This is a genomic window from Klebsiella sp. Sb-30 (genome assembly GCF_057652795.1).
This window is the reverse complement of sequence record NZ_CM172749.1, coordinates 1,394,883-1,415,880: the sequence shown is the minus strand read 5'-3', so window position 1 is coordinate 1,415,880 and position 20,998 is coordinate 1,394,883. Positions and strand designations below refer to the sequence as shown.

16 protein-coding genes are annotated in these 20,998 nt (G+C 57.0%); 4 read left to right on the top strand and 12 right to left on the bottom strand.

All coding sequences use genetic code 11. The features are described from left to right. Positions 1-92: 92 nt before the first annotated feature. The 8 genes from cysA to AC236I_RS06715 form a co-directional block, all read right to left on the bottom strand. The gene (cysA, locus tag AC236I_RS06750; RefSeq protein ID WP_487608720.1) at positions 93-1,187 is read right to left on the bottom strand and encodes a sulfate/thiosulfate ABC transporter ATP-binding protein CysA; all 1,095 of its coding nucleotides are present in this window, start codon (positions 1,185-1,187) and stop codon (positions 93-95) included. After that, on the bottom strand, positions 1,177-2,052 hold the full coding sequence (gene cysW, locus AC236I_RS06745; RefSeq protein WP_004866100.1) for a sulfate/thiosulfate ABC transporter permease CysW: 876 nt from the start codon (positions 2,050-2,052) through the stop codon (positions 1,177-1,179). Before cysW ends, cysA begins: the two co-directional genes overlap by 11 nt. Next, complete coding sequence (gene cysT / locus AC236I_RS06740; protein WP_004866101.1) at positions 2,052-2,885, bottom strand: sulfate/thiosulfate ABC transporter permease CysT; 834 nt, start codon at positions 2,883-2,885, stop codon at positions 2,052-2,054. Before cysT ends, cysW begins: the two co-directional genes overlap by 1 nt. Then, a complete protein-coding gene (locus AC236I_RS06735; RefSeq protein WP_054829096.1) occupies positions 2,885-3,901 on the bottom strand; it encodes a sulfate ABC transporter substrate-binding protein in 1,017 nt (338 codons plus the stop codon). Before AC236I_RS06735 ends, cysT begins: the two co-directional genes overlap by 1 nt. Positions 3,902-4,181: 280 nt before the next feature. Continuing rightward, positions 4,182-5,081, bottom strand: a complete 900-nt coding sequence (locus AC236I_RS06730; RefSeq protein WP_004866106.1) for a Dyp-type peroxidase — start codon at positions 5,079-5,081, stop codon at positions 4,182-4,184. Between the two features lie 94 nt (positions 5,082-5,175). After that, the gene (locus AC236I_RS06725) at positions 5,176-5,751 is read right to left on the bottom strand and encodes an RpoE-regulated lipoprotein (protein WP_195874064.1); all 576 of its coding nucleotides are present in this window, start codon (positions 5,749-5,751) and stop codon (positions 5,176-5,178) included. A 61-nt stretch (positions 5,752-5,812) separates the two neighbouring features. After that, positions 5,813-6,262 carry a DUF2919 domain-containing protein gene (locus AC236I_RS06720; RefSeq protein ID WP_004866113.1) on the bottom strand — a complete coding sequence of 150 codons (450 nt, stop codon included), beginning with the start codon at positions 6,260-6,262 and terminating at the stop codon, positions 5,813-5,815. Then, positions 6,249-6,674, bottom strand: a complete 426-nt coding sequence (locus AC236I_RS06715) for a GNAT family acetyltransferase (protein WP_004866116.1) — start codon at positions 6,672-6,674, stop codon at positions 6,249-6,251. Before AC236I_RS06715 ends, AC236I_RS06720 begins: the two co-directional genes overlap by 14 nt. A gap of 210 nt (positions 6,675-6,884) precedes the next feature. Here AC236I_RS06715 and amiA point away from each other — a divergent pair, with 210 nt between their 5' ends. Beyond that, positions 6,885-7,760, top strand: a complete 876-nt coding sequence (gene amiA, locus AC236I_RS06710; RefSeq protein WP_015583734.1) for an N-acetylmuramoyl-L-alanine amidase AmiA — start codon at positions 6,885-6,887, stop codon at positions 7,758-7,760. Beyond that, positions 7,757-8,656, top strand: coding sequence for an oxygen-dependent coproporphyrinogen oxidase (hemF, locus tag AC236I_RS06705; protein WP_015583733.1), 900 nt, complete (start codon positions 7,757-7,759; stop codon positions 8,654-8,656). The genes amiA and hemF overlap by 4 nt, the downstream gene beginning before the upstream one ends. 441 nt (positions 8,657-9,097) lie before the next feature. On the opposite strand, the gene maeB is transcribed toward hemF, so the two are convergent. Further along, positions 9,098-11,377, bottom strand: a complete 2,280-nt coding sequence (gene maeB, locus AC236I_RS06700) for an NADP-dependent oxaloacetate-decarboxylating malate dehydrogenase (protein ID WP_004866124.1) — start codon at positions 11,375-11,377, stop codon at positions 9,098-9,100. Between the two features lie 288 nt (positions 11,378-11,665). Here maeB and tkt point away from each other — a divergent pair, with 288 nt between their 5' ends. Continuing rightward, positions 11,666-13,660, top strand: coding sequence for a transketolase (gene tkt, locus AC236I_RS06695; protein ID WP_071359697.1), 1,995 nt, complete (start codon positions 11,666-11,668; stop codon positions 13,658-13,660). Here tkt and AC236I_RS06690 read toward each other — a convergent pair. From AC236I_RS06690 to aegA, 3 genes are all read right to left on the bottom strand, one after another. After that, positions 13,629-14,696: a DUF1176 domain-containing protein gene (locus tag AC236I_RS06690; RefSeq protein ID WP_015583732.1), complete on the bottom strand. Its 1,068-nt coding sequence runs from the start codon at positions 14,694-14,696 to the stop codon at positions 13,629-13,631. The genes tkt and AC236I_RS06690 overlap by 32 nt on opposite strands. Positions 14,697-14,762: 66 nt before the next feature. After that, positions 14,763-15,359, bottom strand: coding sequence for a GDP-mannose pyrophosphatase NudK (nudK, locus tag AC236I_RS06685; protein WP_004866133.1), 597 nt, complete (start codon positions 15,357-15,359; stop codon positions 14,763-14,765). A gap of 57 nt (positions 15,360-15,416) precedes the next feature. Beyond that, positions 15,417-17,399 carry a formate-dependent uric acid utilization protein AegA gene (gene aegA, locus AC236I_RS06680; protein ID WP_487608719.1) on the bottom strand — a complete coding sequence of 661 codons (1,983 nt, stop codon included), beginning with the start codon at positions 17,397-17,399 and terminating at the stop codon, positions 15,417-15,419. Positions 17,400-17,777: 378 nt separating this feature from the next. On the opposite strand from aegA, the gene acrD reads away from it, so the two are divergent. Further along, positions 17,778-20,891: a multidrug efflux RND transporter permease AcrD gene (acrD, locus tag AC236I_RS06675; RefSeq protein ID WP_004866137.1), complete on the top strand. Its 3,114-nt coding sequence runs from the start codon at positions 17,778-17,780 to the stop codon at positions 20,889-20,891. Positions 20,892-20,998: the final 107 nt, after the last annotated feature.

Genomic DNA, 20,998 nt, shown 5'->3' with positions numbered 1-20,998 from the left:
GGCGCTTCGCTTACCCGGCCTACAAGACGCAGTGATAACTGTAGGCCCGGTAAGCGCAGCGTCACCGGGCGATAAACATATTCAATAAACTATCAGGCTGACTCCGCCAGAGCAATATCCTCACGCGGCTCTATCCGCTGATTGCCGTTATAGAGTCGCGCATTTTGTAAGCCGACAAACAGCCGTTCACCGCGATACGGCGCGTCATCGCCCGACAGCACGACGGTCAGCGGTTTGTCATACCACCCTAATGGCTGAACAACTAATTGGGTGTAGTGCCCTTTCGGGCTGGCTTCCAGTACCTGAACCGGCAGAGGTGAATCGAGGCTGGTACGGCGACTGATATCCACTTCCCAGGGGCGGAGGAACAGATCCACCGGCCCTTGATACGCCGGGGTATACCCCAACGGCCAACGATGCGCACCGACATGGAACTGGCCACCGCGAACAATCCCTTTCAGGCGGTTAACTTCGCCCATAAACTCCAGCACGAAGCGGGTGGACGGTTCACGCCAGACCTGTTCCGGTGCATCGGCCTGTTCGATATTGCCCTGGCTCATGACCACCACGCGGTCAGCTACTTCCATCGCCTCTTCCTGATCGTGGGTCACAAACACGCTGGTAAACTTCAGCTCTTCATGCAGCTGACGCAGCCAGCGGCGCAGCTCTTTGCGCACCTGAGCGTCCAGCGCACCGAAGGGTTCATCGAGCAACAGAATCTGCGGCTCAACGGCCAGCGCACGCGCAAGAGCCACGCGCTGCTTTTGCCCGCCGGAAAGCTGCGCCGGGTAGCGATCGGCAAGATGCGCCAGCTGCACCATTTCCAGCAGCCGGGTGACTTTCGCTTTGATCCCGGCGGCGTTCGGACGTTCACGACGCGGCAACACCGTCAGGCCGAAGGCGATATTCTCAAATACCGTCATATGGCGGAACAGCGCATAGTGCTGGAAGACGAAGCCCACTTTACGGTCACGGGCGTGAACGCGGCTCACGTCGGTGCCATGGAAACGAATATGACCGCTGGATTGATTCTCCAGACCAGCAATAATACGCAGCAGCGTGGTTTTTCCGGAGCCGGACGGCCCCAACAGCGCGACCATCTGTCCGGAAGGGATATCCAGAGAGATATCATTCAGCACCTGAGTGCGTCCAAAAGATTTCTTAATATTGACAATCTCAATGCTCATGATTCCCCTCCAGTTGCGCGCGTTTTTCCTGATTAGCCAGGCGCCATTGCAACATACTCTTTAAAAACAAAGTCAAAATAGCCATTAACGTCAGCAGAGCTGCGGCGGTAAAGGAACCGACGGTATTGTAATCCTGCTCCAGCAATTCAATCTGCAGCGGCAGCGACAGCGTTTCACCGCGAATCGAGCCCGAAACCACCGAAACGGCGCCGAACTCCCCGATAGCGCGAGCGTTGGTCAGCACCACGCCGTATAACAGCGCCCAACGGATATTCGGCAGAGTCACCCGGCGGAACATCTGCCAGCCGGACGCGCCGAGCAGGATCGCCGCTTCATCTTCATTACTGCCCTGACTGATCATCACCGGAACCAGCTCGCGCACCACAAATGGACAGGTGACAAAAATGGTGGCCAGCACCATTCCCGGCCAGGCAAACATGATTTGCAGGTTATGCGCGTCCAGCCAGCCGCCGAGCGGGCCGTTGGAACCGTAGAACAACAGATAGACCAGCCCCGCCACCACCGGCGAGACGGCAAAAGGAATATCCAGCAGCGTCAGCAGCAGCTGGCGGCCAGGGAAGTTAAAACGCGTTACCAGCCATGCCAGCAGAGTACCGAAAACCAGGTTAACCGGTACGGTAATCAGCGCAATCATCACCGTCAGCCAGATTGCGTGCAGCATGTCCGGGTTGGCCAGGTTTTGCAGTACCGGCATCAGCCCTTTGCTGAAGGCCTGGACGAAGATATAGACCATCGGCACGATCAGAATGAAAGCAGAAACCAATATTCCGGTGCCAATCAGAAACCATTTCCCCCAGTTGATGCGGGGAGCATCGTAACGCTTCAATTGAGTAACTTCCGCCATTAGTGACCTACCACACGTCGACCAAAGCGACTTTGCAGGGTGTTGATGGAAAACAGCAGCAGCAGCGAAGCCGCCAGGATCACCGACGCAATCGCGCTCGCCGCCGGGTAATCAAACTCCTGCAGGCGCACGAAAATCATCAGGGAAGTGACCTCGGTTTTCCATGCGATGTTGCCGGCGATGAAAATCACCGCGCCAAACTCGCCAAGGCTACGCGTAAATGACAGCGCGATCCCGGCCAGCAGCGCCGGAGAGAGCTCAGGCAGCACCACTTTACGGAAGCTCTGCAGGCGCGTGGCGCCCAGCGTTTCCGCCGCTTCTTCATATTCCGGCCCCAGCTCTTCAAGTACCGGCTGAACCGTCCGGACCACGAAAGGAATACTGGTAAACGCCATGGCGACCGCGATACCGAGCCAGGTATAGGTCACCTTGATATCAAACTTCGCCAGCCACTCGCCGTAAAAGCCGTTGACTGAAAACAGTGACGCGAGGGTCAGGCCGGCGACTGCCGTCGGCAGAGCAAACGGCAGGTCCATCAGCGCATCGAGCAGCGTCCGGCCCGGAAAGCGATAGCGCGTCAGAATCCAGGCCATCAGCAGGCCAAATACGCCATTAAAAATTGAGGCGACAAACGCCGACAGCAGCGTGACTTTGTAGGCCGCCACCACCTGCGGGTTAGTCACCACTTCCCAGTACTGACCCCAGGTCATCTGCGCCAGCTGCATCACCAGCGCACTCAGGGGGAGCAGTAAAATCAAGCAGACAAACAGCAGGCTGGTGCCGAGGCTCAGGGTAAAGCCCGGCAGCACGCGCTTAGATGCAGCAGCAAACATTACTTACGCCCCGCCGCCAGCAGTTTGTCCAGCTCACCGCCGCTGACAAAGTGGGTTTTCATTACCTGCGGCCAGGAGCCAAACTGATCTTCGACGCGGAACAGTTCGGTCTGCGGGAATTTATCCTTCAGCGTCTCCATCACCTTCGGGTTGTTCACACGATAGTAATAGTCGGTAATGATCGTCTGCGCCTGAGGGGTATAGAGCCAGTTCAGGTAAGCCTTCGCCGCCTTCTCGGTTCCGTTGGCCTTGACGTTTTTGTCCACCCAGGCGACCGGGAACTCCGCCAGAATATTGACCTTCGGCACTACCACTTCGAAGCCCTGGTCTTCATACTGCTTGCGAATATTGTTCACTTCCGATTCGAAGGTAATCAGGACGTCGCCGAGTCCACGTTCAACGAAGGTCGTAGTCGCGCCGCGGCCGCCGGTATCAAATACTTCGACGTTTTTCAGGAACTGGGTCATAAACTGCTCGGTTTTCGCTTTATCGCCGCCGTCGGCTTTATCTGCGGCTCCCCATGCAGCCAGATAGGTATAGCGCGCGTTACCGGACGTTTTCGGATTCGGGAAAATCAGCTTCACGTCCGGGCGCACCAGATCGCTCCACTCATGAATATTCTTCGGGTTCCCCTTACGCACCAGAAACGCCATGGTGGAGTAGAACGGCGAGCTGTTGTTCGGCAGCCGGCTTTGCCAGTCGGCGGGAATCAAGTTGCCTTTGTCATGCAGGATCTGTACATCCGTCACCTGGTTATAGGTCACCACATCGGCTTTTAAGCCCTGCAATATGGCCAGCGCCTGTTTCGACGAACCGGCATGAGATTGTTTGATCGTCAGCTTATCGCCGGCATTATCTTTCGCCCACTGCTGTTCAAACGGCGGATTAAGGGCGGCAAACAGCTCGCGGGAGACATCATAAGAGCTGTTCAGCAGCTCAGTCGCCTGCGCCTGCGCAACCAGCAGCATCGAAGCAGCCAGTGCCAGATATCCTTTGTTCAGTGATTTAACCGCCATTGCGCACCCTTATCAGTTTGATGACTTTCTTATAGCCATAATATTTATAACGAGGATGAAAGGAGTAACGGTTTTATATACCGTTTGGCGATTTGGAAGTCGAAAAGAGAATAAGCCGTTTACAAACCATTGTGGAGACGGGTTTTCGGCGTGATTTTCCCTCTATGGGGCGGAGCTGGAGGTCAGGGAGAACAAGGGGTTAAGCCGAACGTGGTCGTCAGACTGGGAGAAAGTTATCTGCCCTCTCCCGAGTGGAAGAGGGGCAGTGTCAACCCGGAGATTACAGCGCCTGGAGACGATCCAGTGACGGAGCAAAGTAGTAGCCGCCGGTCACGGGTTTGGTAAAGCGCAGCATGGCATCACGTTTGCCGTCGGTATCGCCAAACATGCTCAGCAGCTGCTGTTCAATGTTATGGATACGTGCGCAGTACGCACAGAAATAGAGGCCATGAGTGCCGCTGGCGGTGCCGTAAGGCAGGCTCTGACGAACAATCTTCAGCCCTTTGCCATCCTCTTTTAAGTCGACGCGACTCAGGTGTGAGGTTGCCGGACGATCGTCGCCATCAATCTCTTCATTGGCTTCTTTGGTCCGGCCAATCATCATCTCCTGGTCCGGAACGCTCATGCGATTCAACTGCTTGAGGTTATGCTCCCAGCGCTGAACGAAGACATAGCTGCCGCCGGCATCCACGCCATCTTTGATGATCGCCACTTCACGGCGGGTCTCAAGACCGGCCGGATTTTCCGTGCCGTCGACGAAACCGCTCAGGTCACGCTCTTCAATCCAGCGGAAACCGTGAACCTCTTCTTTCACCTCAATCACATCGCCAAAGGCCGCCATGGCTGCCTGAGCAACGGAGAAGTTCACCTCATGACGCGCGGAGAGGATATGAATCAGGACATCATACTGGGTAGACGGCGCCAGGCCCTTGCCGTATACCGGGAAATCTTTAAGCTCTTCGGCACCCACACCGCCGCTCAGCTCACGCCAGACGTTATTGCCAAAAGCCACCACGGCGCCCAGCTGTGCGTCCGGAAATTGCGTTTGAAAGGTCGCTAATTTATCAATAAAGACTTTGCTGGCTTCGCGCAGGGCGTTGACGTCCCCTTTGACATTGGCTTCAATCCAAATCGCCGCACGGCAATGTTCCGGCAAAATGCCGCTCTGAACCTGAGACATCGCTCCTCCTGAAATGATACAACCACAACACTGTGGCACTTTTATCGCGCTATTGTACCCGTTTTTTCCCTGTGCCGTGTCCGTTCAGATCAAATTAGCCGTGCCAGATAATTTTGCTGACCTTCCAGTTTTTCAGCGTGTCGTCGGAAGGCATCAGCTCTTCCGGACCATTCCAGTGGCCGGTAAAGGCGTAGCTGATATGCTGACTACCGTCCGCCTGGCACTCCACCACGGCACCATTATCATTTGCGCCTTTTTGACAATGACCAAAGGCTTTGCTGTACAGCTCGCTAAACGGAGTGCCGACCTGAACGCCGCGGTCCGTTTTAATCTCGCTATCCCGCACTTCGATACGGTTGATGGTGCCGCCGTCGCCGTTAATGGTCATCGCGACTTTGTCATCTTTCAGCGCCTCAAAGTAGCGCACGATATTACCGTTGGCCGCTTTCATGCCGCTGCGCAGACGATAGCTCCCGCCCAGCGCATCGCTGATGGCCTGTTCATTCAGCGGCGTTGTGGCCGTTAGTTTACCCACGCCCTGCTCGGTCACTTCCATTGAGGAACCAAACCAGTTCCATGGGTAGGCCGCTGACCAGTTAACCGCACTCATAGTGGAGCAGCCGGTTAATGCCAGCGGTAACGCGCAGAGAAGCAAACGTAGCGATTTCATGACTCGATCCTTTCTTGTTTATTTGACGCCTGTTGGAGTGCAGGATCGGCAAAAAGTGCCGTTAAACCCGATCTTCCTGAAAACAAGCTTTGAGTCGACGGCTGGCTAACAGCCACCAGAAGGCATAGAGATCGGCGATCAGCAGGCCGATAGTCAGCATCGAAGGTGACTCGCCGCTCAGCCATAACAGCGGCTGCCAGAGCAGCAGCAGCGTCTGCGACAGCACCAGCAGCCAGCGCATTAGCGGCCAGAGACGGGGAAAACGCTGCCGCTGCCCGCTGACGATAAACGCCAGTACCGCCGGGATACCCGGCAATAATCCTAGCCAGAAATTATCGTGATCGGGATAGAACAGGTTCAATAACACATCGCCCTGCTGGCGGGAGGCCCCCGCCATAATGAACAGCACCCAGGTTCGCGCCTGCAGCAGCAGTACGCACCAGAACAGAAACGGTAGCCTGAGCCGGCCGTGGGCATCGAAATCAGAAGGGATAAACTCAGTATTCTTCATCTTCAATCAAACGTTTACCCAGACTCAGGATATCGGCATATTCGTAACCAAGCCGTTCATACATCCCCTGCACCACCTCATTATCATCGCGAACCATGATGTTAATTTTCGGGCAGCCGCGAGCAATCAGCTTTTTTTCCAGCCGGTTCAGCAGCGCATTGGCGATACCACGCCCGCGATATTCCGGATGCACGCCCAGGTAGTAGGCGGAACCGCGATGACCGTCATAGCCGCCCATCACCGTGCCAACCACCTCGCCATTTACTTCCGCGACGAGAAACAGGCTGACATCGTGGTTAACTTTACGCTCAATGTCCATTTCCGGGTCATTCCACGGGCGCAGAAGCTCGCAGCGCTCCCACAGCGTAATCACTTCTTCAAAATCTTGCTGGCGAAAAACGCGTATCTCCATAGTATTCCCCATTTTTCAAGCTTAAAAACAGCGATTATGGCGCGATTTCAGCGGATAGCCAATATCAGGCGAAATGAAGTGGAAAAAATGACATAATACGCACTGTCATGTATTGAAATGAAAAGTAAAACAATTCTTGTTTTGAATGGTCGTAACGGAAAACGCGATACGATATAACACCAGGTACCACTTGTTTGCAATTCAGGCCGAATGAGCACTTTTAAACCATTAAAAATACTTGCTTCGCGCCGCCAGGTGCTGAAAGCAGGACTGGCTGCCATGACCCTTTCCGGGGTTTCATCGCAGGTCATCGCAAAAGAACAGCCGCTGACGACGTCCAACGGCCACAGTAAACCCGCGGCGAAAAAGGCGGGCGCGAAGCGCATCGTTATGCTCGACCCGGGCCATGGCGGTATTGATACCGGCGCTATCGGTCACAACGGTTCAAAAGAGAAGCATGTCGTACTGGCGATTGCCAAAAACGTACGCAGCATTCTGCGCAATAACGGTATTGACGCGCGCCTGACGCGTTCTGGCGATACCTTTATCCCGCTGTACGACCGCGTGGAAATTGCCCACCAGCACGGCGCCGATCTTTTTATGTCGATTCACGCCGATGGCTTTACCAACCCCAGCGCGGCCGGCGCGTCGGTATTTGCCCTCTCCAACCGCGGTGCGAGTAGCGCGATGGCGAAATACCTCTCCGATCGCGAAAACCGCGCCGATGAGGTCGCCGGTAAAAAAGCCACGGCCAAGGACCATCTTTTGCAGCAGGTGCTGTTTGACCTGGTGCAGACCGATACCATTAAAAACAGCCTGACGCTGGGTTCGCATATCCTGAAAAATATTAAGCCGGTGCATAAGCTGCATAGCCGTAACACTGAACAGGCCGCCTTCGTGGTATTGAAGTCGCCGTCAATCCCGTCCGTACTGGTTGAAACCTCATTTATCACCAACCCGGGCGAAGAAAAACTGTTAGGTACCACCGCGTTCCGGCAAAAAATCGCCAGCGCGATCGCGTCCGGCATCATCAGCTATTTCCACTGGTTCGATAACCAGAAGGCCCACTCGAAGAGACGTAAATGAAGCCCGACGCGCAACAGGTAAAACGCTATCTCCTCCAGCTCCAGGAGACCATTTGCCAGAAACTGAGCGCCATTGACGGCGGTGAATTTGTCGAAGACAGCTGGCAGCGCGAAGGCGGCGGCGGCGGTCGCAGCCGGGTTCTGCGCGATGGCGGCGTGTTTGAGCAGGCGGGCGTAAACTTCTCCCACGTTCACGGCGACGCCATGCCGGCTTCGGCAACGGCGCATCGCCCGGAACTGGCCGGTCGCAGCTTTGAGGCGATGGGGGTTTCTCTGGTGGTACATCCGTGGAATCCCTATGTGCCGACCAGCCATGCCAACGTGCGTTTTTTCATTGCTGAGAAGCCCGGCGCAGAGCCGGTGTGGTGGTTCGGCGGCGGGTTTGACCTGACGCCCTTCTACGGCTTTGAGGAGGATGCGGTTCACTGGCATCGCACGGCTCACGATCTGTGCCAGCCCTTCGGCGCAGAGGTTTATCCGCGCTATAAAAAATGGTGCGATGACTACTTCTATCTGAAGCATCGTCACGAGCAGCGCGGAATTGGCGGCCTGTTCTTTGACGATTTGAATACCCCGGACTTTGACCACTGCTTCAGCTTTATGCAGGCCGTTGGCAATGGCTACACCGATGCGTATCTGCCGATCGTTGAGCGGCGCAAAGCCACGCCATATGGCGAGCGGGAGCGTCAGTTTCAGCTCTATCGTCGCGGCCGCTACGTGGAGTTCAATCTGGTGTGGGATCGCGGGACGCTGTTTGGCCTGCAGACCGGCGGGCGCACGGAGTCGATTCTGATGTCGATGCCGCCGCTGGTGCGCTGGGAGTATGACTACCGGCCGGAAGAAGGCAGCCCTGAGGCTGCCCTGAGTGAGTTTATTCAGGTTCGCGAATGGATTTAATGCCGGGCGGCGCCTCCGCTTGCCCGGCCTACGCTATCCCGTAGGTCGGGTTAGCGCAGCGCCACCCGACAAATCCCTTACAGCGGCTGAGTCTGAGCCTCGACCACCGCCAGCACGACCATAGTGCCGATGCATCTCCAGCGTCAGAAAGTGAGTCTATTCAGTTCCACGCATGGATTTAATGCCGGACGACGCCTTCGCTTGCCCGGCCTACGCTATCCCGTAGGTCGGGTTAGCGCAGCGCCACCCGACAAATCCCTTACAGCGGCTGAGTCTGAGCCTCGACCACCGCCAGCGCGACCATAGTGCCGATGCATCTCCAGCATCAGAAAGTGAGTCTATTCAGGTTCGCGAATGGATTTAATGCCGGGCGGCGCCTTCGCTTGCCCGGCCTACGTTATCCCGTAGGTCGGGTTAGCGCAGCGCCACCCGACAGATCCCTTACAGCGGCTGAGTCTGAGCCTCGACCACCGCCAGCGCGACCATATTGACGATGCGACGCACGGAAGCGATAGGCGTCAGAATATGCACCGGCTTCGCCACTCCCATCAGCACCGGTCCGACGGTCACCCCTTCCGAACTGGAGACGCGCAGCAGGTTATAGCTAATGCGCGCGGCTTCCATATTCGGCATCACCAGAATGTTAGCCGAACCTTTCAGCGGACTGTCCGGCATCCGCTCATGGCGAATACTTTCCACCAGCGCAGCATCGCCGTGCATTTCACCATCGATCATCAGATCCGGCGCCAGCGCTTTCACCCGCTCCAGCGCTTCGCGCATTTTGCTTGCAGACGGGCAGTCAGAGGAACCGAAGTTGGAGTGCGACAGCAGCGCCACGCGCGGCTCAATACCAAAACGACGGACGCTTTCCGCCGCCATCAGCGTAATTTCCGCCAGCTGCTCCGGCGTAGGATCGTTATTGACGTAGGTGTCGGCGATAAAGGTGTTTCCGCTTGGCAGCAGCAGCGCATTCATGGCCCCCGCGGTGCTGACGCCGTCACGGTAGCCAAACAGCGGCTGAACGACCCCATAATGCTCATGGTAGTCGCCGATGGTACCGCAGATCATGGCATCCGCCTCGCCACGGTGCACCATGATTGCGCCAATGACCGTCGTATTGGCAATCACCGCCCGCTGGGCCTGCTCCTGGGTCACGCCGCGGCGTTTCATGATCTGGTAATACTCGCCCCAGTACTCTTTAAAGCGCGGATCGGATTCGTTATTGACGATCTCAAAATCCACGCCGGCTTTGATCTGCAGCCCCAGCTTCTGAATGCGCATTTCAATCACGCTCGGACGACCGATCAAAATCGGTTTTGCCAGCCCCAGCGATACCAGCTCCTGTGTGGCGTGCAGGACGCGCGTCTCTTCGCCTTCCGCCAGCACCACGCGCTTAGGCTCTTTGCGCGCCTGGGAGAAAATTGGCTTCATGAACAGGTTGGTTTTGTAGACAAACTCGCTGAGCTTCTCAATATAGGCGTCGAAGTCGGCAATCGGACGCGTGGCGACGCCGGAGTCCATCGCCGCTTTGGCGACCGCCGGCGCGATCTTGACGATCAGGCGCGGATCGAACGGTTTTGGAATGATATATTCCGGACCAAAGCTCAGATCCTGATCGCCGTAGGCAGAGGCGACCACTTCGCTCTGCTCGGCATGCGCCAGTTCAGCTATCGCGTGGACCGCAGCCAGCTTCATCTCTTCGTTAATCGCCGTAGCGCCAACGTCCAGCGCCCCGCGGAAAATGAACGGGAAGCACAGCACGTTGTTGACCTGGTTCGGGTAGTCAGAGCGCCCGGTGCAGATGATGGCATCTTCGCGGACCTGCTTCGCCAGCGGCGGCAGAATCTCCGGTTCCGGGTTAGCCAGGGCGAGGATCAGCGGCGCGCGGGCCATTTTTTTCACCATCTCCGGCGTCAGCACTTTCGGGCCTGAACAGCCGAGGAAAATATCCGCCCCGTCAATCACATCGTCCAGAGTGCGTTTGCCGTCATCTTCTACCGCGTAGGCCGCCTTGGTCTCTGCCATATGGGGCTCACGGTCTTTATAGATAACGCCTTTGGAGTCGCAGACCACGATATTGTGTTTCTGCATCCCCAGCGCCACCAGCAAATTCATGCAGGCAATCGCCGCCGCGCCCGCGCCGGATACCACCATCCGAACGTCGGAAAGATTCTTCTCAACCACCCGCAGGCCGTTAATAATCGCCGCGGTGCTGATAATGGCCGTGCCGTGCTGATCGTCATGGAACACAGGAATGTTCATGCGCTCGCGCAGCTTTTGCTCGATGTAGAAACACTCTGGCGCTTTGATGTCTTCGAGGTTGATGCCGCCGAAGGTGGGCTCCAGCGCCGCCACGACATCGATAAATTTATCCGGATTCAGCTCATCGACTTCGATATCGAACACATCAATCCCGGCGAATTTTTTAAACAAAACGCCCTTGCCTTCCATCACCGGCTTACCGGCTAGCGCACCAATATTCCCCAGTCCCAGCACCGCGGTGCCGTTGGAGACAACGGCCACCAGGTTGCCACGGGCGGTATATTTGTAGGCGGCCAGCGGATCTTTCTCGATTTCCAGACAAGGTGCCGCCACGCCTGGCGAGTAGGCCAGCGCCAGATCGCGCTGGGTGGCCAGAGGCTTGGTAGGGACAACCTGAATTTTCCCGGGAACGGGAAACTCATGGAAATCGAGGGCGCTTTGTTTCAACTGCTCATCCATTTTATTGTTCCTTTCACGTATCGGTCGTAGGGGGTGTGCGTAATGACTATCCTGGTGCCCACCCTAAGGTGGCGCATAGTATCTCGCCTGACGGCTTTTCAAACTTTGAACGCCGCCAAACTCTCGCCATCGCAATGGTATATTTGTTATCGATTTATAACATTTATGTAACCTGATTTCGAAAGCAATGATAGTCCCGTCTGCTATGCTTTTTAGTTATCCACCCGATAAACACCTCGACAAACAATCAACAAAAACTCATGCAACATCTTGTTTCAGGAGTCCATTATGTCCCGAAGAGAACTTGCCAACGCCATTCGCGCCCTGAGCATGGACGCCGTACAGAAAGCCAACTCCGGCCACCCCGGCGCCCCGATGGGGATGGCGGATATCGCCGAAGTCCTGTGGAATGATTTCCTTAAACACAATCCGGAGAATCCGCACTGGTATGATCGTGACCGCTTTGTGCTCTCTAACGGTCATGCGTCGATGCTGTTGTATAGCCTGCTGCATCTGACCGGCTACGATCTGCCGCTGTCCGAATTGAAAAACTTTCGCCAGCTCCATTCGAAAACGCCCGGCCACCCGGAACACGGCTATACTCCCGGCGTCGAGACAACCACCGGCCCGCTTGGCCAGGGGCTGGCCAACGCCGTCGGCATGGCGATTGCCGAGCGCACGCTGGCGGCGCAGTTTAACCGTCCCGGCCACGACATTGTCGATCACTATACCTGGGTGTTTATGGGCGATGGCTGTCTGATGGAGGGGATCTCCCACGAAGCCAGCTCGCTGGCGGGGACGCTGGGTCTCGGTAAGCTCATCGGCTTCTATGACCATAACGGCATCTCAATCGATGGTAAAACCGACGGCTGGTTCACCGACGATACCGCCGCGCGCTTTCGGGCCTATCACTGGCACGTGATTGGCGATATTGACGGCCACGACCCGCAGGCAGTGAAACAGGCGATTCTCGAGGCGCAAAGCGTCACGGATAAACCTTCGCTGATCATCTGCCGCACCGTGATCGGCTATGGCTCACCGAATAAAGCCGGTTCGGAAGAGTCCCACGGCGCAGCGCTGGGGGAAAAAGAGGTGGCGTTAACCCGCGAGAAGCTGGGCTGGAAATATCCACCGTTTGAGATCCCCAAAGAGATTTATCAGCAATGGGACGCCCGGCCGCGCGGCGAGCAGGCAGAACAGACGTGGAATCAGCGGTTCGCCGCTTATCAGCAGCAGTATCCTGAACTGGCGGCGGAGCTAAAACGCAGAATGGACGGCGCGCTGCCGGCGAACTGGAGCGATGCGGCGCACGATTATATCGCGCAACTGCAGGCCGAGCCGGCGAAAATTGCCAGCCGTAAAGCGTCGCAAAATGCCCTGAACGCCTATGGCCCGCTCCTGCCGGAACTGCTGGGCGGGTCGGCCGATCTGGCGCCGAGCAACCTCACCATCTGGTCCGGGTCAACATCCATCAAAGAGGATGTGGCGGGTAACTATATTCATTATGGCGTACGCGAGTTCGGCATGACGGCGATCGGCAACGGCATTGCTCTCCACGGCGGCTTTATCCCCTATACCTCCACCTTCCTGATGTTTGTCGAATATGCGCGTAACGCAGCGCGAATGGCGGCGTTGATGAAAGCCAGACAGATAATGGTCTATACCCATGACTCGATTGGGTTAGGGGAAGATGGCCCCACTCATCAGGCGGTCGAACAGCTGGCCAGTCTGCGACTGACGCCGAACTTCAGCACCTGGCGCCCCTGCGATCAGGTCGAAACGGCGGTCGCGTGGCAGGCGGCGATTGAACGACAAACCGGCCCCACCGCGCTGATACTGTCGCGGCAAAATCTGGCGCAAATGGCGCGGACGCCGCAACAGGTACAGGATATTGCCCGCGGCGGCTATGTGCTGAAAGATGCGGGGGGCAAACCAGATTTAATCCTGATAGCCACCGGCTCCGAAGTGGAGATAACCGTGCTGGCGGCGGAAAAGCTGCTCGCCAAAGGTGTTAACGTGCGGGTAGTCTCCCTGCCTTCAACCGATGTTTTCGATGCGCAAGATGCGGCATACCGGGAATCGGTTCTTCCGGCTAACGTCAGCGCCAGAATTGCCGTTGAGGCCGGTATCGCCGACTACTGGTATAAATATGTCGGGCTGAAAGGCGCCATCGTGGGAATGAGAAGCTACGGTGAATCGGCGCCGGCGGATAAGCTCTTCCCGTTCTTTGGCTTCACCGTCGAGCATATCGTCAGTCTCGCGGATGAAATATGTAACGGGTAACCCATAGCGTGGGCCAGGCATCTGGCCCCTGCCAGTTATCACACTGCGGCTGCTGCGCATAGCGAACCAGGCTAAACCGCTGGCCATCATAGCGCCAGCGGGTCTGAACCCCGCAATCGCCGGGGCCGCGCCCTTTATCCAGAGTCACCAGCTCGTGACGTCGCTCATCAATACTGGCATTAATCAGCTCAATATCACGCGCCGCATTGCCCGGCGGCTGGAAGGGCAGCGTCAGACGAACCTGGCGGGCCACATACGGCTGCTGGCGCGACACCAGCCAGGCCAGCCAGATGGTGTTGTACGCCCCGGCTTCGCAGCTGACCATCAGTAACACCTTCTCATCCGTCAACGCGGTAACCCGAATCTCGCGGCGGAAAGGGTCCAGCGAACAGGCGCTATTGTTCATCCGCTCGTTGCCGTAATCCATCAGGTCATTGAGCTCCTCCCGACTGAGCGGTGATTGCGAGAGATCGACTTTGCCAACCGCCCGCAGCGCAGGTGCCGGCGGTACGCTAAGCGGCGGCTCTTCGCCCTTCCCTACCCACGCGGTTTCACTGCCGACACGCTTTTGATGGCTATCGATAAACAGCAACGCGGCTTTCAGTCCTTGCAGAGAAATGCTTTGCAGCCCGTTAACCAGGGTTATCGCCTGCCCCTCCTGCACCTGCTGGAGAAAAGCATCGATCGTCACGCTATCCCCGGTTTTGAGCAGCTTATCCGCAACCTGCCAGTGTTTATCGGTCAACGCCAGCGGTTTACCATCAAGCAAAAGACGAGGAGCGATTGGCGCCAGGGCGGCAACCGGGTTACCGATACCGCCCAGCTCAATGCGCAGGCTGGCATCCGTGACGGCGCCGGCGCTACGGCTGAGAGTCATAACCAGTCCGTGATGCAGACCAACGTTGCGAGCGACGCAGAAATTCTGATTATTGCAGGTGACCAGCCAGTCGTCGAAGAGCTGTTGTACCGGCGCCGCCCACGCCCATGACGTCGGTATCAAACCGAAAAACAGAAAAAAAAGAACCCGATAAAGCATGCGCGGCACAACCCCAGAGAAGAACGCTCAAAACAGCAGCCATCTTCACCAGCGGCGACATGTTACTCAATCAGATTTATCAGATAACCCCGCCATCAGTCCCGATGTTTGCAAATATTGCAGCAGGATCACCGCCTTGCCATCGCGTATCTCGCCGCTGGCAACCATCTGCAATGCCTGGCTGAAAGGCAGCTCCAGCACATCGATATCTTCATCTTCAACGCCGCCGCCGCGCGTTTTGCGCTGCGCGTCGCTGTACTCGGCGATAAAGAAGTGGACAATTTCGGTCACCCCGCCGGGAGACATATACAGCTCGAACAGCTTATGCGCATCGCCCACTTCGTACCCGGTCTCTTCGATGGCCTCTTTGCGGATGCAGGCTTCAGGCTCGTCGTTATCCAACAGCCCGGCGCAGGTTTCGATCAGCATCCCGTCCTCGTTACCGTTAACCCAGGTGGCAACACGAAACTGGCGGACCAATACGACGGTTTGCTTACGGCGGTTATACAACAGCACCGTGGCGCCGTTGCCGCGATCGTAAACCTCGCGCTTATGACGGACCACGCTGCCGTCGCTACGCGTCAGCTCGTAGGTCATATTGCGCAAAATAAAGTAGTTTTCAGAGAGGAGTTTATCTTTGATAACGTTGATGTTGAGTGACATACGGCCCCGCAGCGTGGAATGACGCTGTCATACTACGCTGCGAGGCCGGGTTTGTCGTTAGTGAAGCAGGGCCGATTTTACGCCGAGATAATCCATGATCCCCTGCGCCGCATGGCGACCTTCGGCCATCGCCGTCACCACCAGATCGGCGCCGCGGACGGCATCTCCGCCGGCAAAAATTTTGTCGTGCGTGGTCTGATAGCGGTAGCGGCTCTCGACACTGGCCTTAATCCGCCCCCGGTTATCAAGCTCTACGCCGACGGACTCCAGCCACGGCATCCCGTGGGGATGGAAACCAAAGGCCATAATCACCGCATCGGCCGGCATCACGAACTCGCTGCCCGGCAGCGGCGACGGGCTGCGGCGCCCCTGCTCGTCCGGTTCACCCAGTTGTGTGCGCAGAAAACGTACGCCGTTAACCCGACCGTCGCTATCCAGCTCCAGCGTCACCGGCTGAACGTTGAATTCGAACTCCGCCCCTTCTTCACGCGCGTGTTTCACCTCTTTTTTCGACCCCGGCATATTGGCCTCATCGCGACGATAGGCGCAGGTGACCTTTTTCGCCCCGTGACGCAGCGCGGTGCGCACGCAGTCCATCGCCGTGTCGCCGCCCCCCAACACTACGACATTCAGCCCGTGGGTATTGACGTAAGGCTCTTCGGGTTTCTCGCTCAGCCCCATGACTTGTTTCGTATTGGCAATCAGGAACGGCAGCGCATCATAGACCCCCGGGGCCTCTTCATTTGGCAGTCCCGCTTTCATGGAACGGTAGGTTCCGGCGCCAATAAATACCGCATCGTATTCTGCCAGCAAGGTGGTTAACGCCACGTCCTTGCCCACTTCACACTCCAGTTCAAAGCGGATACCCATCTCAGTAAAAATCTCCCGTCGCCGGGCCAGCAGTGACTTTTCCAGCTTGAAGGCCGGAATGCCAAAAGTCAGCAAACCGCCGATTTCCGGATGACGGTCGAAGACCACCGGCTGCACGCCGTTTCGGATCAGCAGGTCAGCGCAGGCCAGTCCCGCCGGCCCGGCACCGATAATGGCCACCTTTTTCCCGCTATCGACAACCCGGGAGAGGTCCGGTCGCCAGCCCTGTGCCAGCGCCTGGTCGGAGATATAGTGCTCGATGTTGCCAATCGTCACCGCGCCCTGTTCATCGCGCAGCGTACAGGCCCCTTCACACAGGCGATCCTGCGGGCAAACCCGGCCGGTTATCTCCGGCAGGCAGTTGGTTTGATGGGACAGCGCCACGGCGGCGTCGATATCCCCCGCTTGTACCCGCTCAATCCACTGGGGAATATGGTTATGCAGCGGGCAGGTCCATTCACAGATACTGTGTTCGCCGCACTGCAGGCAACGCTCCGAGGCCTGCTGCGCCTGCCCGGCGTTAAAGGGCAGAACGATCTCGGCAAAATCCCTCTTGCGGATCGCCGCGGCCCGTTTATCGGCCTCGCTGCGCGGCGGCGTTGCCGCCATCTGGCGGGCTTTTGCGTCAGCTGCCGGTAATGCCATGTCGCCGGGATGCGCATGCCACGGCCGCGCATCCATCCGCGCCGTACGCAGGCGTCGCTGTCTGGCCATCGCGGACAGGGTCGCTTCCGTCGCCAGCTGCAGCGCCTGCGCCGGGCAGTTTTGCACGCAGGAGGGCCCGCCTTCACGGCCGCTGCACAGATCGCATTTATGCGCGGTGGCTTTCACTTTCCCCGCCGCCGCCGGTAACAGCACGATCTCCATGACGCCAAACGGACAGGCCACCATGCAGGATTTACAGCCGATGCACTTTTCCTCGTCAACCTGCACGCTATCATTTACCTGGCGAATGGCATCATTCGGGCAGCTGCGGGCACAGGGGGCGCTTTCACAATGCCGACATGTTATTGCGTTACGTTTTTGCTCGTGCTTCATCACGGTAATGCGCGGTAAGAAGCGCTGCGGGGTCAGGACGTGCTGTTCGTCGTTGTGTGCCATCACGCAGGCCACTTCGCAGGCTTTGCAGCCGATGCATTTGCGACTATCGCTGATAATAAAGTGGTTCATGGTATCCTTCGGTCTTCGCTAAATAACCCCTCGATTCGCATGACTATTTATTACCCGACAAAACGGGGCAGGAACAATGTTCATTTGCCCGGAAGCGTATTTTTCTGGAGATAACCCGTTTTGGATCAAATTCTTTGACTTAAATGAAATTGCGTTTTATTTAACGTAGCAAGAAGAAGGCAGTTTAACGATGACAAACGGACGCCGGGGTAAGCGGCGGTTTGCGCAGAGAGTCGGAGAGTTCTTTACGGTGTCCGCTAAAGCCACACGATAAATTACACTATCTCCTTAATTTCTCCACGTTTGCCCGTGGAGTTGCCTATAAAGTGTCACGGACTGTGCGGTAACAAAAATGTACACAATGAGGTCTCAATTCTGATGGCGAATTTTTTTATCGATCGCCCCATTTTCGCGTGGGTTCTGGCGATCCTGCTATGCCTGACCGGAACGCTCGCAATCTTGTCACTTCCCGTCGAGCAGTATCCCGATCTTGCGCCGCCTAACGTGCGCATTACCGCCAATTATCCAGGTGCCTCCGCACAAACGCTGGAAAATACCGTCACCCAGGTTATCGAGCAGAATATGACCGGCCTCGATAACCTGATGTATATGTCTTCCCAGAGCAGCTCTTCGGGTCAGGCGACGATTACGCTGACCTTTACCGCCGGAACCAATCCCAACGAAGCCATGCAGCAGGTACAAAACCAGCTGCAATCGGCAATGAAAAAACTGCCTCAGGATGTGCAAAATCAGGGGGTGACGGTACGTAAAACCGGCGATACCAACATTCTGACTATCGCGTTCGTCTCGACTGACGGCAGTATGGATAAGCAGGATATTGCCGACTACGTGGCCAGTAACATTCAGGAACCGCTCAGCCGCGTGAACGGAGTTGGCGACATTACGGCCTACGGCTCGCAATACTCAATGCGCATCTGGCTTGATCCGGCCAAACTCACCAGCGTGCAGATGACGGCGAAAGATGTCACCGACGCCATCGAATCACAGAATGCGCAGATCGCGGTCGGCCAGCTTGGCGGTACGCCGTCGGTCGATAATCAGTCGCTCAATGCCACCATTAACGCCCAGTCGCTGCTGCAAACGCCGCAGCAGTTCCGCGATATTACGCTGCGCGTGAATCCGGACGGCTCGCTGGTGACGCTCGGCGATGTGGCGAAAGTTGAACTGGGCGCGGAAAGCTACGATTACCTCAGCCGCTACAACCGCAACCCGGCCTCCGGCCTTGGCGTGCAGCTGGCCTCCGGGGCAAACGAAATGCAGACCGCGGAGCTGGTGCTCAATCGTCTGGATGAGCTGTCGCAGTATTTCCCTCACGGCCTTGAATATAAAATTGCCTACGAAACCACCTCCTTCGTGAAGGCCTCTATCCATGACGTGGTGAAAACGTTGCTGGAAGCCATCGTGCTGGTGTTCCTGGTGATGTACCTGTTCCTGCAAAACATCCGCGCAACGCTCATCCCAACCATTGCCGTACCGGTGGTTCTGATGGGGACTTTCGCCATCCTGTTTGCCTGCGGCTACAGTATCAACACCCTGACGATGTTCGCGATGGTGCTGGCGATAGGTCTGCTGGTGGACGATGCTATCGTGGTCGTCGAAAACGTTGAGCGCATCATGAGCGAAGAGGGCCTTTCGCCGCGTGAAGCGACGCGAAAATCCATGGGCCAGATTCAGGGGGCGCTGGTCGGGATCGCGATGGTACTGTCGGCGGTCTTTATCCCGATGGCCTTCTTCGGCGGCACAACCGGCGCCATTTATCGCCAGTTTTCTATTACCATCGTCTCGGCGATGGTGCTGTCAGTACTCGTGGCCATGATCCTCACGCCGGCCCTGTGCGCCACCTTGCTGAAACCCATGAAGAAAGGCGAAGAACACGGTAAAAAAGGCTTCTTCGGCTGGTTTAACCGTATGTTCAACCGTAACGCCAGCCGCTACGAAACCGCCGTGGGCAAAATTCTTCACCGCTCGCTGCGCTGGATAGCGATCTACGCGCTGCTGTTGGGGGGGATGGTCTTTATGTTCTTACGCCTCCCGACGTCGTTCCTGCCCCAGGAAGACCGCGGCATGTTCCTGACCTCGGTGCAGCTGCCGAGCGGCGCAACGCAGCAGCAGACCTTAAAAGTCGTGCAAAAAGTTGAGGACTATTTCTTTAATCATGAACAGGCCAACGTTGCTTCGATTTTCGCTACCGTGGGCTCTGGCCCGGGAGGCAACGGTCAGAACGTCGCGCGTATGTTTATCCGCCTGAAGGACTGGGATGAACGCGATGCGAAAACCGGTACCTCGTTTGCGATCATTGAACGTGCGACAAAAGCCTTTAACAGCATTAACGAGGCGCGGGTGTTCGCCACTAACCCGCCGGCAATCAGCGGACTGGGCAGCTCCGCCGGTTTTGATATGGAGCTTGAAGACCACGCCGGCAACGGGCACGCGGCGCTCATGGCAGCCCGCGATACGCTGCTCGATCTGGCGGCGAAAGATGAGCGGTTGACCCGGGTTCGCCATAACGGCCTTGACGATAGCCCACAGCTGCAGATTGATATCGATCAGCGGAAAGCCCAGGCGCTGGGCGTGGCTATTGACGATATCAACAACACGTTGCAAACCGCCTGGGGCTCAAGCTACGTGAACGATTTTATGGATCGTGGCCGCGTGAAGAAAGTCTACGTCCAGTCCGCCGCCCCTTACCGCATGCTGCCTGACGATATTAATCTGTGGTACGTGCGCAACAGCAGCGGCACGATGGTGCCCTTCTCGGCATTTGCCACCTCGCGCTGGCAAACCGGCTCCCCGCGCCTGGAGCGCTATAACGGCTACTCGGCGGTGGAAATCATCGGCGAAGCGGCTCCTGGCATCAGTACCGGTACCGCGATGGCTATCATGGAAGATCTGACCAGACAGCTGCCAAACGGCTTTGGGCTCGACTGGACGGCCATGTCCTATCAGGAACGGCTGTCCGGCGCGCAGGCACCGGCGCTGTACGCCATTTCGCTGCTGGTCGTGTTCTTGTGCCTGGCTGCGCTGTACGAGAGCTGGTCTATCCCCTTCTCGGTCATGCTGGTGGTGCCGCTGGGGGTTATCGGGGCGCTGCTGGCCACCTGGATGCGCGGTCTTGAAAACGACGTGTACTTCCAGGTTGGCCTGCTGACGGTCATCGGCCTGTCGGCGAAAAACGCCATTCTGATCGTCGAGTTTGCTAATGAGCTAAACGAGAAAGGGGAAGATTTACTCGCCGCCACGCTGTCGGCCTGTCGCCAGCGTCTGCGGCCGATCCTGATGACCTCGCTGGCCTTTATTTTTGGGGTCCTGCCGATGGCGACCAGCACCGGCGCCGGTTCCGGTAGCCAGCATGCCGTGGGTACCGGGGTCATGGGCGGGATGATTTCCGCCACCGTCCTGGCTATCTTCTTCGTTCCGCTATTCTTCGTACTGGTACGTCGACGCTTTCCGCAAAAAGAGCGCCCGCAATAACCCGGCAGGATCCTGAGGGTCCCGTTTCTTACCCGGGAAATAACAAAAAGGCGACTGTTATAGTCGCCTTTTTTATCTGCTTACAGCCGCCGGGCTATTATTTTAGC